We start from the raw sequence: 15,210 nt of genomic DNA, 5'->3' as shown, positions 1-15,210 counted from the left end.
GTCAAGCGCCTCCAGCCTTTCCCGGCTTCGGCGAGCGCATCAGATAGCTGCCGTAATGGAAGATGCGCTCGAGCGATTTCTTGCGGATATGAGGCTCGTCGAACTTCATCGGCTTGGAGTTGGCTTCGAAGAACCACAGTCCGCCCGCGGCATCGACGCCGAGATCCATCGACATCTCGCCGTGGCTATGGCCGCTGGCCGACTCGATCTGACGGGCCAGCTGCACGCAGGCGCTGCGCGCACGGCTGATCAGCTGGCGCGCCTTCTCCGCGCCGAACGCATGGCTGAGCAGCTTCTCCGGATCCTCGATGCTGCCGCCGCGCGGCACATGGGTCGTGATGCTCTTGGAGCCGGCGACCCTCGCGCCGACTCCGGTGACCGACCACTGGCCGGCGCCGTTCTTTTGCACGAGCGCGCGCAGGTCGAACCGCCGCTCCTGGTACAAGGCAAGGTCGATCCCTTGCTGGGCGATGTACGTTGCGCCGCCGCTCTCTTTCAGGATACGCGCCCATAGCTTGGTTACCGTCGAACAATTATAGGTGCTGCTTTTTTTCCGGTTCTGGATGCTGAGCCGGTACGGCAGCGGCTTCTCCGGATAGACGCGGATCGTCATGATGCCCTTGCCGGCCTTGCCGCTGACGGGCTTGAGGTACAGGTACGGATGCTTGCTCATCATCCGGTCGAGTCCGCCCACGGTCGCCATCCGGCGCGTCGCCGGGATGTAGCGCTTCGTCGCCTGCGATTTCCGCAGCCATTCGAACAGCTCCCATTTGTTGAAAAAGGACGGGTTGAACACGCCCTTCACGCGGGGACTCGCGAGCAGCAGCTTCAGCTTGCGCTGGACGCGCGGCATGAGCTCATCCTCGCGCTGCGGGATGCGGTTGTAGACGAGGTCGGGGAAAGGGAACAGTCCCTTTTCCCACTCGCCGCCCTTGCCCGCCGAGTCGGCGAGCGAGAAGCCGGTCAGCATCGGCTGGGAGAACTTCAGGTAGCGCATCGGCAGCACGTAGACGATGAAGCCCATCTCTTTGCCGGTACGGACCAGATCGGCGAAATTAGCCCGGTTGCCGCGGAAGCCGAGCTTCGGATCGGACATCGTCAATATCGCCAGCACAGGCTTGCGCGCGGTCAGCTCGGCTGAAAATCCGTACGGAAGCTCGTATTCCATCAGCTGTCCCTCCCCCGGAAGCGGCTCAGGTAGAGGCAGTGCTCGAGGATGTACTCCAGCGAGGCGCGGCCCTCCGGCTTGAGCGCCGGATGCTTGAAGATCGAGCGGCCGGGCTTGGCGTTGGCTTCGAACATCCACACCTCGCCGTCCTTGTCGATGCCGAGGTCGAGGCCGAGCTCGCCGAGCCGATGCGGGTAGTTGCGCTCGATCGCCTCGCTCATCTTGACCGCGACGCGCTTCGCCTTCTCCAGCACCTCGCCGGCCTGGCTGCCGAACGTGCGCGAGAGCGCGTTGCCCGGCGTCATGAGCACGCCGCCGTTCTTGATATGCGTCGTCACGCTGCCCTTGCCGGCTTTTTTCGCTCCGATGCCCGCCGTCACCCATTCGTTGCGGCCGTTCTTGTGCATGTGGAAGCGGAAATCGAGCGGGCAGCCCTCGATCTCGACGAGCCGGATGCCCTGCTGCACGACATAGCCGCCGAACGAGCTGCCGTGCCGCGCGTGCATCGTGCGCATGAGCGCCTGGAAGGTGCCGAAGCGCAGCAGCACGTTTTTGCCGCCGCTGCGGTAGCGGGCGAAGTAGCCTTGCTTCGGCTGGTACGTCAGCCGGTAGATGCCGGCTCCGAGGCTGCCGCCGCTCGGCTTGAAGTAGACGAAGTGATGCTTTTCCAGCAGCTCCTTGATTTTGGCGTCGCTCGGACCGGAGACGGATTCCGGCAGATGGCGCAGCGCCTCGACGTCCTTGTCGAGCAGCTTGTAGACGTCGGACTTGTTGAAGTAGCTCCAGTTGAAGAACGGGATGCCCTTGCGGACGAAGCGCTCGCGCAGCGAGCTGATATAGGAACCGGTCTCGGCCTTGCGGCTCGGCAGCCGGTTGTAGACGACGTCGGGGAGGGGCACGGTCTTGCGATACCAGGAGCCGTCGGCGTTCAGGAAATAGCCGTTCACCGTCTCCTGCGACCAATTGATGTCCTTGGGGGTGAAGCCGAAGAAATACGCCTTCTTCTCGCCGATGCGGATCAGGTCCTTGATGAAGCCTGTGCGCGAGCCGAACGGCAGGGAGGAGCTGACATAACCGTCGCTCAGGATGCCGACGAGCGGCCCGAGCTGCACCTCGTTCTCCGAGGCGTGCAGCATGAACACGTTGCCCGACTTCGGCACGCGGATCTGCTGGCGGAGCGCCGAGCTGAGAAACACATGATTGCCCTCGCGCTTGACCGCCTTGACCGAGGCGGTGACCGTCTCCCGGCCGAGCTTGATCTGCAGCTTCTTTTTGTCCGACAGCTTGAGCGATCGGTACAGCGGCCCGGATACATAGACGACACGGTCCTTCTTATCCGAAAAATGCACGTTGCACAAAGTAAGACTCATGATGAACCTCCTGAACGTTCTGTCGCTAGGTTGGGTCGATTTATCGCGAAGGAGCGGCCGACGATCGGGCGCCGGAACGCTCCGGGACAGGGCGCGCGCCCAGCAGGCGGGCGTAGAGCAGCGGGCGTTCCACCGCCGTACGGGCGATGCCGCCGGGAAAAGACGAGAAGGCGTCGCGGCCGGGACGGGAGTTGAGCTCCAGCAGCCAGAGGCGGCCGTCCGGCTCGACGCCGAAGTCGAGGCCGAGCTCGGCGAGCCGGCCGAAGGCGTTCTCGGCCGCTTCGGCGGCAAGCAGCGCCAGCCGGTCGATCTCGGCCGAGCAGCGGGCCGCCCCTTCGGCGCCGAGCAGCAGCTCGAGGCCGTCGCGGGCGGGCAGCGCCTCGCCGCCGCCGTGCAGGTTGGAGGCGATGCCGCCGGGACGTCCGCGCCGCAGCGCCGTGCCGGTCAGACGCCAGCGTCCGCGCCCGTCCTTCTGCACGAGCGCCCGCACGTCGAACGGCCGGCCTTGGCGGTCGCATAGCGGCAGCTGCGGCTGGAGGATGTAGCGGCGTCCGCGGACCAGCCGCTCCGTCCGCTCGGCCGCCGCCTCCAGGTCGGGCAAGCGGGCGGCCAGCGTCCGGCCGTCCCCGGCGCGGCCGCGCAGCAGCCAGCCGCTGCCGTCCGGACCGAGGGAGAGGACGCCGCGTCCCTGCATGCCGCCGTCCGGCTTGAGGAAGACTGCTCCCCATTCGCGCGCGGCCTCCGCGACGGAGGACGCCCCGTTCAGCAGGCGGGTCGGCGGCGCGAGCGCGGCCAGCTCGGAGCCGGCGCGGCGCAGCGCCTCCAGCTGCGCGAGCTTGCCGGGCAGCCAGCTGCTGAGCCGCGCATGAGGATGGAGGCGGCGCATCCGCTCCAGCTGCAGCTCGCTGAAGCGACGGCTGGACGCTCCGCTCGGTCCGCAGCGGTCGTAGACGACGGCCGGCAGCGCGACTTCCCGCTCCTGCCAGCATCCGCCTTCGCGGACGTAGCCGGTCAGGGAGCCCGTTTCGGCGCGGAAGCCTTCCGCGGCGAACAGATGCAGCGGCAGGCGCAGCTCGGCGGCCCGTTCGGCCAGAGCCGCGAGGAATCCGTCCTCGGGAACCGTCAGCCTGCCGGAGCCGTCCGGCCGTGGCGCCTTTCCGATCCATACTCCGATTACGCCTGCATCGCTTTTCATCGCGGGCTCCTCCTCACGGGGTTCAGCTGCTGCTGCCGGCGGACCGGCGGCGGGCTGGCGGGCCGGACGCTATTGGAAGCCGGCCAAGTAACGCGCGTATTGGATCATGTTCCGCACCGAGGGGCGGATCTTGCCCCCTTCGAGCGGCGTGTTGTCGTTTTTGGACGGCTTGGAATTGACCTCCAGCAGCCAGACGCGGCCGCCGGTATCCATCGCCAGGTCGATGCCGAGCTCGCCGAAGTGGGCGGGAATGCGCTCCTCGATCCCCTTCGCGATGTCGAGCGCGGCCTTCTCCAGCTTGGCGCTTGCGCCGGCCTTGTAGCCGGGAGCGAGGCTGCTGCGCCCGACCGCCTCCTTGACGCGGCTGAGCGTGCCTCCGCGAGCCAGGTTGGAGACGAAGTGATTGCTGCCGGCCGTGCGGGCGACGACCGACGTGACGATCCAGGCGCCGGTGCCGCTGCGCTGCACGAGCGCTCGGAAGTCGACCGGCCGCTTGCCGATGTCGATCAGCGTCAGGCCTTGCTGGAGCTGGTAGCGGACCGTCTTCATCTTGCCGCCGAGCGAGCCGTAGAACTTGGCGAGAGTCGGATACGCCTGCCGCCGGATGCCGGTCGGGGCGGTGTAGGTGGCGAGGATGCCCTCGCCCTCCATCCGGCTCGCCTTGATGATGCCTTTGCCGAGGCTGCCCCGCACCGGCTTGAGGAAGACGGTAGCGTGGCGGGAAGAGACCGTCTTGAGATCGGCGAAGCTCTTCAGCAGCCGCGACTCCGGCAAGTATTTGCCGAGCGAGGGGTCCTTGCCGAGCGCATCGAACACCTCATGCTTGTCGAGGAACTTTTCGTTGAACACTTGCGTGCCGTAGCGGGACTTGGCTTCCCTGAACAGCTGCTGGACGGACGGACGGTTCTCGAGCTTGCGCGCCGTCAGCCGATTGTTCACGACGTCGGGCACGGGCAGGCTCGCCTTGCGCCAGCCGCCGTCGCCATGCACCCAGCCGTCGATGCGCGGACCGGGACCGGCCGCCTCGGGCGTAAAGAAGTATACATGGGCGCCTTGCGCGGCGCAGGCGTCGACCAGCTCGCGGCAGAACATCGTGATCGAGCCGAAGGGCCGATCGGGCTGCTGCGGATAGTCGCGGCTGACGAGCACGCCGATCAGCGGGCCGAGCGACAGCGTCTGGGTGCTCGGCCGGAAGTGCAGCCGCAGCGAGACGGCTCCGTGGATGCCCAGGCTGCGGGCCAGCGCGGAGGGCAGCCGCATCGTGTCGCCCTTGCCGCCGGATACGACCCGCACGGCGGTGCGGTACGAGCCGAACCGGAGCGCGATCGGAGTGCCGGACGGAATCTTGTGATGCTTGAGGACGGACTCGCCGAGCACGATCGCATCGTCGGCTCCGTGGCCTCCTTGGGTCACCTGGACGGCGATCTTGGACTTGGATTTGAGCATCGGTGAATCTCCTTCCGGAACGAAGGGTAACGCATGGCAGGTCTAGGTGAATGAAGCGAATTAATTCATCATATGAGGACATCTATCTCGTGGTTCTAGGCGCGATCCAAGAAGGACGGGACGCTTTGTACCAGCAGCGAAGACGCGGAGCCGTCAAGCGATTGTCCTCCGCCTCTTCACGATTGCCTCGTCGAAGCCGATAAATAAGACCTGGAAATATTGATATGTAAGTAGTGGGTGGGGGCGGAACGGTTGTGGCGTAAGGGGTTGGGCGTCGTTGGGATCGTCGTGCTGTTCGGCATCTGGCTGCCGCTGGGCATCTTTTCGGAGCGATGGGGCGGACAGCAGCCATTCCGGGCGGAGCAAGGCGTGATCGATCTGGCGGGCTGGGACGGCTCCGGCCGGATCGCGCTGGACGGGGAATGGGAGTTTTATTGGAACGAGCTGCTGCAGCCGGGCGAGACGCCGCGGGGAGAGCGCTCGTGGATGGAGGTGCCGGGCGTATGGAGCGGCAGCCGGGCTGCAGGCGCGGAGCGGCCCGTCTACGGAGCGGCCACCTATCGGCTGCGCCTGACCCATCTGTCCGAGCCGGGCGTGTACAGGATCAAAAAGATGAACATCCGCTTCGCCAGCGCGATCTACGTCGACGGCCGGCTCGTGCTCGAGGACGGCAAGCCCGCCCTTTCGGCGGAAGCTTACGTTCCGGGCAATTCTCCCGGCCTGGCGGTCGTCGAGATCAAGGGCTCGGAGGCGGAGATCATCGTGCATGCGGCCAATTACGATTATATTGATGCGGGCGTGCCGATGTCGCTCTATTTCGGCAAGGAGGAGGCGATCAACGCAGCCCATGAGCGCAGCCTGATCCGCGAGTCGGCGATGGCGGTCGTGCTGGCGGTCATCGGGCTCATCCATCTCGTGCTGTTCGCGGCGGTATGGCTGTACGGCCAGCGCGACGAGCCGCTGCTGCTGTTCGGCCTCACCTGCGTGACGATGGCCGTCTTCAACGGCTTGCTCGGAGAGCGGCCGCTTGCCCTGCTGCTGGACGGGCTTTCCTTCCAGACGCTGTATACGATCAAGGACATGAGCGCGCTGGCCGGCTTCCTCGTCTCGCTCTACCTGATGATGCTGCTCCAAGGGAAAGGGGCGGACCGGCGGCTGACGAAGCTGTTCGCGCTCCTGCTGCTGGGCAGCCTGGTGCTGTTTCCGTTCCTCAGCATCCGCGAGTATCTCCCCTTGTACCGCGTCACGATCCTGCTCGAGCATGTGCTGATGGCCCGGGTGCTGTGGAGCGCTGCGGCGAGGCATCTCGCCGCTCCTCGCGGCCAGCGCTACGAGTCGCTGCTGCTGCTGCTCGCCGTGCTGCTGCTCAACCTGTATTCCTACGGCTGCCTGCTGTTCGGCATGTCGATGCTGGGCTCCCTGCTGATCAGCCAGATCTATCTGATTCTGTTCAGCCTCGTCGTGTTCCTCGTCATCGTCTACCGCTTCTACGAGGCGTTCCGCGACATGGAGCGCATGCATCGCAAGCTGCTGCGGCTCGATCGGCAAAAGGACGAGTTCCTCTCGTCGACGACCTACCAGCTCAAAGCTCCGCTGCAGGACATCGTGCATCTGGCGGACAGCCTGGCGCATGCCGACGGGCCTGCTCCCGGCTCCGCGCGCAGCCTTGCGCTGATCGCCGGCACGGGCCGCCGTCTCGGCTATCTCGTGCAGGATCTGCATGACTTTTCCCGCCTCAAGCATGAGGACATCGTGCCGGAGCCGCGCAACCTCGATCTCCGCTCCGCGGTCGGCTCGGTGCTGGAGCTGCATCGCTTCCTGCTGAGCGGCAGGCCGATCGAGCTGGCGAACGGAGTGCCGGAAACGCTGGCGGCTGTTTATGCGGACGAGGATCGGCTCGAGCAGATTCTGCACCGGCTGGTCGAGCGGGCGGCGCTGCGGGCGGAAGAAGGCCGGATCGAGGTGACGGCGGAGGAGGAGCTCGGCTTCGCGGTCGTGACCGTCGATTTCGACGGCCGGCCGAGGCCCGCTCCGGATCCGGATGTCGCGCCATGCCTCGCCGCCGCAGACGGGGAGGCTGCCGATCTCGCGCTGTCGATCACGCGCCGGCTGATCGAGCTGCAGGGCGGACTGGCGCTTCAGCCGCTGCCGGGCAAGGAAGGACGCTCCTTCCGCTTCTCCCTGCTGCTGGAGAAAAATCCCGCCGCTTCCCGCAAGGCCGCCTGGCCGGCCGCAGGGGAAGCGGCGGCAGCCTCCGAAACGCTCGTCGCCCTGGCCGGCGGCAGCCGGGGCCAGACGGTCGTGCTCGTCGCCGAGCCGGATGCCGCCAGCCGGCATGCGGTGTGCCAGCTGCTCGCCCAGGAAGGGCTGCGGGCCGTGAGCGTCCGCTCCGCGGAGCAGGCGCGTGCGGCGCTTGCGCTGGAGGGGGAGCTGAGCCTCGTGCTGCTTGGCGTCTCGCTCGCGGACGGCAGCGGCTTCGATGCGCTCGAGCAGCTGCGGAACCGCTTCTCGCCCTCTGAGCTGCCGGTGCTCATGCTGACCGGGCGCAGGCGCGAGGAGGAGCGCAGGCTCGCTCTCGACCTGGGCGCCAACGACTACATCTCCAAGCCGTTCGAGGCGGAGGAGCTGCTGGCGCGAGTCCGCAGCCTCGTCAAGCTGCGGCAGTCCGTCCGCGAGGCGCGAGAGCGGGAAATCGCCTTCCTGCGCTCCCAGATCAACCCTCACTTCCTCTACAACGCGCTCGGGGCGATCGCCGAGCTATGCGTGGAGGAGCCGGAAAAGGCGGAGCGGCTGACGCTCCATTTGTCGGGCTATCTGCGGGGCAGCTTCGACTTCGGCCAGCGGGACGGCATGTCGACGCTCGGCGCGGAGCTGAGGCTGATCGAGGCGTATACCGAGATCGAGAAGGCCCGCTTCGGCTCGCGGCTCCAGGTGACGCTGCGCTGCGAGGCCGATCCGGCGCTGCGGTTTCCGCCGCTGCTGCTGCAGCCGCTCGTGGAGAACGCGATCCGGCACGGCCTGCTGTCGAGGCCGCAGGGCGGCGAGGTGAAGGTGACGGTGGTCGAGCGCGAAGGCTATGTGCATGCGGCGGTGGAGGACGACGGAGCCGGCTTCGACGCGCAGGCGATGCTGTTCCGGCTCGAGCAGCCGGAGCGCATCGGCGGCGTCGGCTTGTGGAACGTGAGCGAGCGGCTGCGGCTGCTGTACGGGGAGCGGCTCGGCATGGACAGCCGCACGGGCTTCGGCTCGCGGCTGACGTTCCGCATCCCGGCGTCGAGCCGGACGAGCGAACCGAAAGAAGGAGGATGACCGATGCTGAGAGCGATCATCGTGGACGACGAGGAGCTGTCGATGCGCAGGCTGGCGAGAATCGCCGGCGAGCTGGGGGGCGTGGAGATCGCCGCGACCTTTTTCCATCCGTCCGAGGCCTGCGCCTACGTCCGGGATCATCACGTCGACGTGGCGTTCCTCGACATCAACATGCCGGAGATCGACGGCATGGAGCTCGGGCTGCGGCTGAGGCAGCTGCGGGAGCCGCTGCAGATCGTCTTTGTCAGCGGGTACGACCGCTATGCGGTCGACGCCTTCGAGCAGGACGCGGTGGACTATGTGCTCAAGCCGGTCAACGCGGAGCGGCTCGCCAAGACGCTCGAGCGGCTGAGCCGGCGCGCGCGTCCGCCCCAGCCGCCTCCGTCGGCGCCGAAGCTCGGCGTGCGGATGTTCGGCGGCCTCCGCTTTTTCCGCACGGACGGCCCCGGACGCGAGACGCCGATCAAGCTGCGCAGCCCGAAGACCGAGGAGCTGTTCGCCTATCTGCTGTGCAAGGGGACGGCGAGCCGGGAGGAGGTCGCCGACACGCTCTGGCGCGGGCTGGAGCCGGACAAGGCGGCCAAGAACATCAACTCGACGCTCTACTACATCCGCAAGTCGCTGGCCGAGGCCGGGCTGGAGCCGCTGCTGCTGGCCGGGCGCTACGACATCCGGATCGACGCCGCGAGGGTCGACTGCGACCTGTACGAGTACGAGCGGCTCGTCCAGCATGCGGGCAAGGGAAAGCGCCCCGGCCTCCAAGCCTACTTTTAGTAAGCCGCGAAGCAGGAACCCCCGGAACCCCCGGTTGTTTTTCAGTTGTCCAAACACACTTTCCGGCTCATGAATCCTCCGGACGGAAAGGGCGTGTCCTTCTTCACGGGAGAGTTTATCGCGCTCCTTCTTCTTTGGCATCATGTACTGCGGGCTGACGCTGATTTCTCGGTTTCCTTCCGCTTCCGTGCAGGCTGGTTTCCGGCGAATCGAATCCAAGGCACAATTCTGCCTTGGATGGCCCGGTTCCCGGCCGGAGAGCCGAAACCAAGGCACAATTCTGCCTTGGATGGCCCGGCTCCCGTCCGGAGGGCCGGAACCAAGGCACAATTCTGCCTTGGATGGCCCGGTTCCCGGCCGGAGAGCCGGAACCAAGGCACAATTCTGCCTTGGATGGCCCGGCTCCCGGCCGGCGAGCCGAATCCAAGGCACAATTCTGCCTTGGATGGCCCGCTTCCCGGCCGGCGTCTACTCCTCCCGGAAGAGGAAGTTTTTTTGTGTTAACCCATTTAGAAGAGGGTGTCCCTAAGCCAAGGCTGTCGGGACTCCCTCTCTTTTTGCGCTTGTTTATCGGCTGTTTATTTTTCGTTTATTCCCTTTTCTTAGAATTGTCTCAGAATATGTCGAATCATCGGGACGTTTGTCTCATTTCGACAAGGGGATAAGGGGGGCAACAATGTGTTGCTGCGCAAAAAAGGCAAGCGGGGACTTGGGCTGCTGCTGGCGGCGAGCCTGCTCGCGGGAGCGGCGTCCGGAGGCTGGGTGAAGCCGGCCGAGGCGGCCGCGGCGGACATCGAGGTCAAGCAGAAGTTCGGCAACCGGATCGGAAACCTCAGCTACGGGGCTGAGAACGCGTTCGGCAACTTTTACAACAACATGGAAAGCGGCTTCTACATGGAGCATGATTCGTCTACGTCGGCCGACTGGGGCGCCGGCGACGTCTTCACGGACGAGTCGGGCGCGACCTATACGCTGCGCGTAGGAGAGAACCCTCTGCTGTCGGCGATGGCCCAAAGCGGCCATGCGACGTTCAAGATCGGCTTCGCCGTGCTGCGCAAGCATTACGGCGTCTTTTCCGGCTCCGAGAATTCCAGCATCACCGTGACCGTGAACGGCCGGGAGCTGATGCACTACGATACGGACGTCACGAGCGGAAGCACGCAGATCTACAACAAGTCGGAGCAAGAGACGCTGACGCCGGGCGCGGTCATCAAGATCCGCATCTTCGGCCAGGACGACGACGACGGCCCGACCGGCGTGCGCGGCCTGTACATCCTGTTCGAGGACAAGCAGCGTCCCGTGCTGGAGGACTACACGTTCACCGGCAACGGCGCGACGCGCTTGAACACCGAGATCAACCAGACCGAGCTCTACGTCAAGAAGAACGAGTTCGTCGACCTCGCCTACAACTTCAGCGAGCCGATCCGGCCGACCGCCGTATCGGCGGGCTTCTCGGACTATTTCCTGAGGCATCCGCTGTTCGTCAACCAGGCCAATACCGGCTTGCCGGCGGAGGGCCAGCAGCAGTACCTGCAGAACACGACGTACAGCGCGGCCAACCTCGGCACCTACCACGACCGGCTCGCCTATCGCTACGTCGCCTCGGCGTACCACAACAGCGGCAACCTGCCGCTCGAGCCGAGGGTCGACACGAGCACGCTGAACGCGCTGCCGATGGACCTCTCGCTCAAGGAGAAGCTCGAGCAGGCCGTGCTGGCGGACGCCGCCGGCAACGTCGCCTCGATGCGCTTCCCCAACAAGGCGAGCGCGGGGAGCCTGCCGGTCGTCGTCTCTGCCGGCCGCGCCGTCGATCCGTTCGACTACAAGTCCGGCGGCTACCGCGTCATCGTCGACGCGGTGCGTCCGAAGTACACGAAAAGCGGAAACGGCATCCAGCCGGAAATTCTGACCGGCACGACGCTGAACAAAGGCGACGTCATCGACTTCAGCGTGCAGCTCACCGAGCCGGGTATCGTCAATCGGCTGTGGGAAGGGCAGGAGAACGGCACGTACCTGCTGTTCAACAACGGCATGCGCGCCTACTACGTCTCCGGCTACAGCAAGTCGGTATGGAAGTTCCGGGCGACGATCGGCGATTCCGTGGATCTCGAGACGCCGCTGCTCAAGGTCGTCTCGCTGTCCCATGACCGCAAGACGCCGCAGACATCGGACCTGGAGGTCATCCAGGACTACGCGGGCAACCTGCTCATCCAACCGGCCGATTACAAAGGCACGTTCGGGAACCTGCCGAAGGATCTGGAGCCGTCGGATGTCCAGTCCAAGATCGACTGGGCCAACCTCATGATCGACAACACGAGGCCGCTCATCGGCTATCGCTACGAGCAAGGCGGAGCGACCGGCGCGACGTATGCCAAGGAAGGCAAGATGACGATCGACGCCAACGATCCGGCTCTGATCGTGCCGCCGCTCGACTCGTCCTTGGAGGACCGCGGGCTGGAGCGTCCGAGCCGGGGCATCTACCGGCCGAGCAACATGAGCGCCGAGGCGTCGCCGTCGATCGGCCTCGTCTACTACACCTGGAGCCAGTCGCCGGCCGATCCGCTCGCGGGCAAGGAAAGCGACCATTTCGCCGCGATCAAGCGCTACTCGCTGTCGGCCAAGCAGCCTGCGGAGGAGCTGTATCCGGAGATGACCGGCCTCACGCTGTCGGTGACGAACAACAAGACGAACCTGATCGCGCCGCCGCCCGAGGCGCTGCTGCCGGAAAACAGCGGCAAGTGGTACCTGCACGCGTGGACGGCGGACATGACGTGGGATACCGCCCGCGAGCTGATGCAGTACGACAAGAGCAAGGACTACGTCGCCGAACATCCGCAGCAGTACGAGGCATGGAAGGCCGAGGCGCCGGGCGAGTCGGAGGCGGACAAGATCGTCTACGCCGACAACAAGGCGCTGCAGGCGGTCGGCCAGTACGGGGACTCCAAGCTCTGGGAGCTGGACGACTTCAAGCGCGACGACTCCAACTGGACGCATGAGGTCGGCGTGCTGCGCTTGGACAACAAGCAGCCGGTGCTGCAGCCGGCATCCGTCTCGGCGGACGGCACGGCGAACGTGACGGTCGAGGCGCTCGTCGAGGAGCCCCATAGCGGCATCCGCAGCATCGGCTACCAGTGGGTCAAGGAGGGCTTCGATCCGCAGGAGCTGGAGTGGAAGCCCGCGACGACGGTGGCGGGCGCCGTGTACGGCGATGACGCGCCGTCCTATACGGTGACGCAGTCGACCTACAGCGACGTGTTCGAGGACGGAGCCTACTGGCTCTACCTGAGAGCCGAGGACCAGGCCGGCAACTTCGTCGTCGACACGCCGCAGAGCGCGCCGATCACGGTGAGCTCGGAGCAGGCCGTGCCGACGCGCTTCCTGCCGGAGCCGAACGCCAGCTTCGTCCGCAGCTTGGAGCTGACGTTCCATATCGGCGAGGCGCTGCCGGATTCGCTCGGCTACGCCTGGTCGGACAGTCCGCTGCGTCCTGCGGACGGCGCGTTCTCGCCGCTCGATCCGCTCGGCACCGACGAGCTTGACTGGACGAGCTATACGATCCCGGATGAAGGGAAAAGCGGCGTCCGCTACGTGCATGTGAAGGCGCAGCTCGGCGACCGTACGCAGTATTACTCCCGGGCCTACTATTTCGACAACGAGCCGCCGCAGATCGGCTTCGGCCTCGAGGGGCTGAGCTATCCGCTGCCCATTCAGAGCGTGCTCGTCACGGTAGCGGAGCTGTACAGCAAGAACAACCTGAACGCCTGGTTCCAATGGGTCCGCGAGGGCGACCCGGAGCCGACCGAGAGCTCGGGCGGCTGGCAGGAGCTGAAGAGCGACCGCGTCGCGCAACTGGATGGCGCGGAGCGGCTGGCGCCGGGCGAGACGGCGGACTTCCGCCTGTACGTCAAGGCCGTGGACGGCGCAGGCAACTCCGCGCTGGCGGCCACCTCCGGCACGTTCAAGCTGGCCGGCCCGGTCAAGGACGCTCCGGCCGCTCCCGGCACGTCCAAGCTCATCTCCCTGACCGGCGACGAAGAGGACGGCTACACGGCGATCGTCAAGCTGGGGCTGCAGACGGAAAATCCGTCGGGCTACGACTACTCGGTGTCCCCGGACGGGGGATCGACCTGGCTGAAATGGCGTCCGTACACGACGTTCGCCAGCCTGAAGGTGCCTTCGGGAGATCCGGCCGCGCTGCAGGTGCAGGTCAAGTACCGCTCGCCGGGCGGCAAGGTCGGCGACGTCTATCCGGTCGACGCCGCGGGCTTCGACCCCGACGCCGAGCCGGTCTATGCGGTGGCGACGATCCCGTCGCTGACGCCGGTGAACGCCCAGACGGGAGCGACGATCGAGATCGCGCCTCCGCCGGGCATCCGCATCGTGCCGTCGAAGCTCAACCATGTGCAGCCGGTCCGCTCCGGCAACCGCTTCAACGTCAAGGAGAACGGCTTCTACACGTTCGATCTGAGCGATCTGAACGATGCGAAGCGCAAGGAGACGCTCGTTGTCGTCGTGAACCATGTCGACGGCACGCCTCCGGCCGGCATCATCCAGTACTCGGTCAGCAACAACGTGCAGACGAACGGCAGCGTGACGGCGATGCTGACCGGCACCGAGCCGATCGTCGTGACGAACAACGGCGGCAAGAGCGCCTACACGTTCACGGACAACGGCAGCTTCACCTTCACCTTCAAGGACGCCGCCGGCAACACCGGCGAGGCGACCGCCGTCGTGGCCAACATCGACCGCACGCCGCCGCGCGTCAAGATCGAGCGCTCCTACGCCTACGGCAAGGACGGCAGCCGGACGTTCGGCACGATCACCGACGGCAGCGGCAGCGTCGTGCTGTCCTCGGGCGTGACGCTGTCGGTCGTCAAGGCCGACGCCGGGGCGCGCGACTTCGTCGTGCACAGCCAGAACAACGGCGTCGCCGTGACGAAAAACGGCCTCGTCTCGTTCACGGTCGGCGACGCGCTCGGCAATACGCTCGTCGTCAAGGAACAGGTGGACGGCATCGCCAGCGAAGGCCCGCAGCCGGAGCGCGTGTCCTACACGTTCATCGACGCGAGCGGAGCGGAGCTGCCGGCGAGCCGCATCGCCACGATCGGCGGCAAGAAATACGCCGCCGGCAGGATGAAGGTGACGGTCAGCGGCAAGATCGCCGCGCCGAACGCCGTCTTCTCGGGCCTGCGTCCGCTCGGGACGCCGGGCGCCTACAGCAACCAGGTGAGCGATGCCGGCGGTGCCTACTCGTACTCTCGCCTATTCGAGACGAACGGCGTGTCCTCGATCTCGATCTCCGACGCGCTCGGCAACGCCACGCAGATTCCGGTGACGGTAGCGGGCCTCGACAACGCCGCGCCGACGCTGCGGCTGAAGCAAGGCTCCGTCGGCATCGTGCAGAACAAGGCCGGCTTCAATGCGGCAGCCGACCTCGGCGGCTACGAGGCTTCCGACAATGTGTCGGCGGCGGACAAGATCAAGGTGGAGATCAGCGGCCTTGACCTCGGCCAGCTCGGCCGCCAGCGCGTCGCCTACACGGCGACCGACGAGGTCGGCAACCGCACGGTCGCGTACCAGGACGTCGTCGTCGTCAAAAACGGCGGGCTGCTCATCTTCGGCAACGGCACGCTGCTGTCGGCCTCGTCCGGCGAGCAGGCGCTGTTCGATACGAACCGCATCACGTTCCGCGTCAGCGGCTACGGCGACATGAAGGTCGGCGGCAAGGCGGCGGTCAACGAAGCGGGCACGTTCGAGCTGCTGTATCAGCCGGGCCTGTACCGCGAAGGCCAGATGAAGTCGATCGCGACGAAGCTGACGTACGAGCAGCTGGCAGGCAGCGGCTTCACCGTCGCCTTCCCGAAGGCGGGCTGGTATACGGTCATCGTCCGCACGCAGGAGCGCGATCGCGAATATGCGAGCTTCTTTGTCGGATCGGTCAAATAGAG

Annotated in this window: 7 protein-coding genes and 1 pseudogene; 3 read left to right on the top strand and 5 right to left on the bottom strand. The window is 66.0% G+C overall.

Annotated features, from left to right (window positions below; all coding sequences use genetic code 11):
- Nucleotide 1: 1 nt before the first annotated feature.
- The 4 genes from B8V81_RS06220 to B8V81_RS06205 form a co-directional block, all read right to left on the bottom strand.
- The gene (locus tag B8V81_RS06220) at nt 2-1,168 is read right to left on the bottom strand and encodes a YheC/YheD family endospore coat-associated protein (RefSeq protein WP_028599120.1); all 1,167 of its coding nucleotides are present in this window, start codon (nt 1,166-1,168) and stop codon (nt 2-4) included.
- Nucleotides 1,168-2,538, bottom strand: coding sequence for a YheC/YheD family endospore coat-associated protein (locus B8V81_RS06215; RefSeq protein WP_028599119.1), 1,371 nt, complete (start codon nt 2,536-2,538; stop codon nt 1,168-1,170). The genes B8V81_RS06220 and B8V81_RS06215 overlap by 1 nt, the downstream gene beginning before the upstream one ends.
- A 40-nt stretch (nt 2,539-2,578) precedes the next feature.
- Nucleotides 2,579-3,733, bottom strand: a complete 1,155-nt coding sequence (locus B8V81_RS06210; RefSeq protein ID WP_052333296.1) for a YheC/YheD family protein — start codon at nt 3,731-3,733, stop codon at nt 2,579-2,581.
- A gap of 69 nt (nt 3,734-3,802) precedes the next feature.
- A complete protein-coding gene (locus tag B8V81_RS06205; protein ID WP_043111398.1) occupies nt 3,803-5,179 on the bottom strand; it encodes a YheC/YheD family endospore coat-associated protein in 1,377 nt (458 codons plus the stop codon).
- A gap of 252 nt (nt 5,180-5,431) precedes the next feature.
- Here B8V81_RS06205 and B8V81_RS06200 point away from each other — a divergent pair, with 252 nt between their 5' ends.
- Both B8V81_RS06200 and B8V81_RS06195 read left to right on the top strand, forming a co-directional pair.
- Nucleotides 5,432-8,488: an ATP-binding response regulator gene (locus B8V81_RS06200; RefSeq protein WP_146000459.1), complete on the top strand. Its 3,057-nt coding sequence runs from the start codon at nt 5,432-5,434 to the stop codon at nt 8,486-8,488.
- A 3-nt stretch (nt 8,489-8,491) separates the two neighbouring features.
- Nucleotides 8,492-9,262 (top strand): response regulator, encoded by a 771-nt coding sequence (locus B8V81_RS06195; protein ID WP_101807977.1) that lies wholly within the window; start codon nt 8,492-8,494, stop codon nt 9,260-9,262.
- Here the strand turns inward: B8V81_RS06195 and B8V81_RS26240 are convergent.
- Nucleotides 9,215-9,463 (bottom strand): annotated as a pseudogene (locus B8V81_RS26240) (transposase); the annotation flags it as partial. The gene B8V81_RS06195 and the pseudogene B8V81_RS26240 sit on opposite strands and share 48 nt — an antisense overlap.
- A 477-nt stretch (nt 9,464-9,940) precedes the next feature.
- Here B8V81_RS26240 and B8V81_RS06185 point away from each other — a divergent pair.
- Nucleotides 9,941-15,208, top strand: coding sequence for a hypothetical protein (locus B8V81_RS06185; RefSeq protein ID WP_101807976.1), 5,268 nt, complete (start codon nt 9,941-9,943; stop codon nt 15,206-15,208).
- The last annotated feature ends 2 nt before the right edge of the window (nt 15,209-15,210 follow it).

It is taken from the genome of Paenibacillus pasadenensis, assembly GCF_002864175.1.
Classification (GTDB): domain Bacteria; phylum Bacillota; class Bacilli; order Paenibacillales; family Paenibacillaceae; genus Paenibacillus_O; species Paenibacillus_O pasadenensis.
The sequence above is the reverse complement of the archived record's forward strand: the minus strand, read 5'-3'. Positions and strand labels throughout refer to the sequence as shown.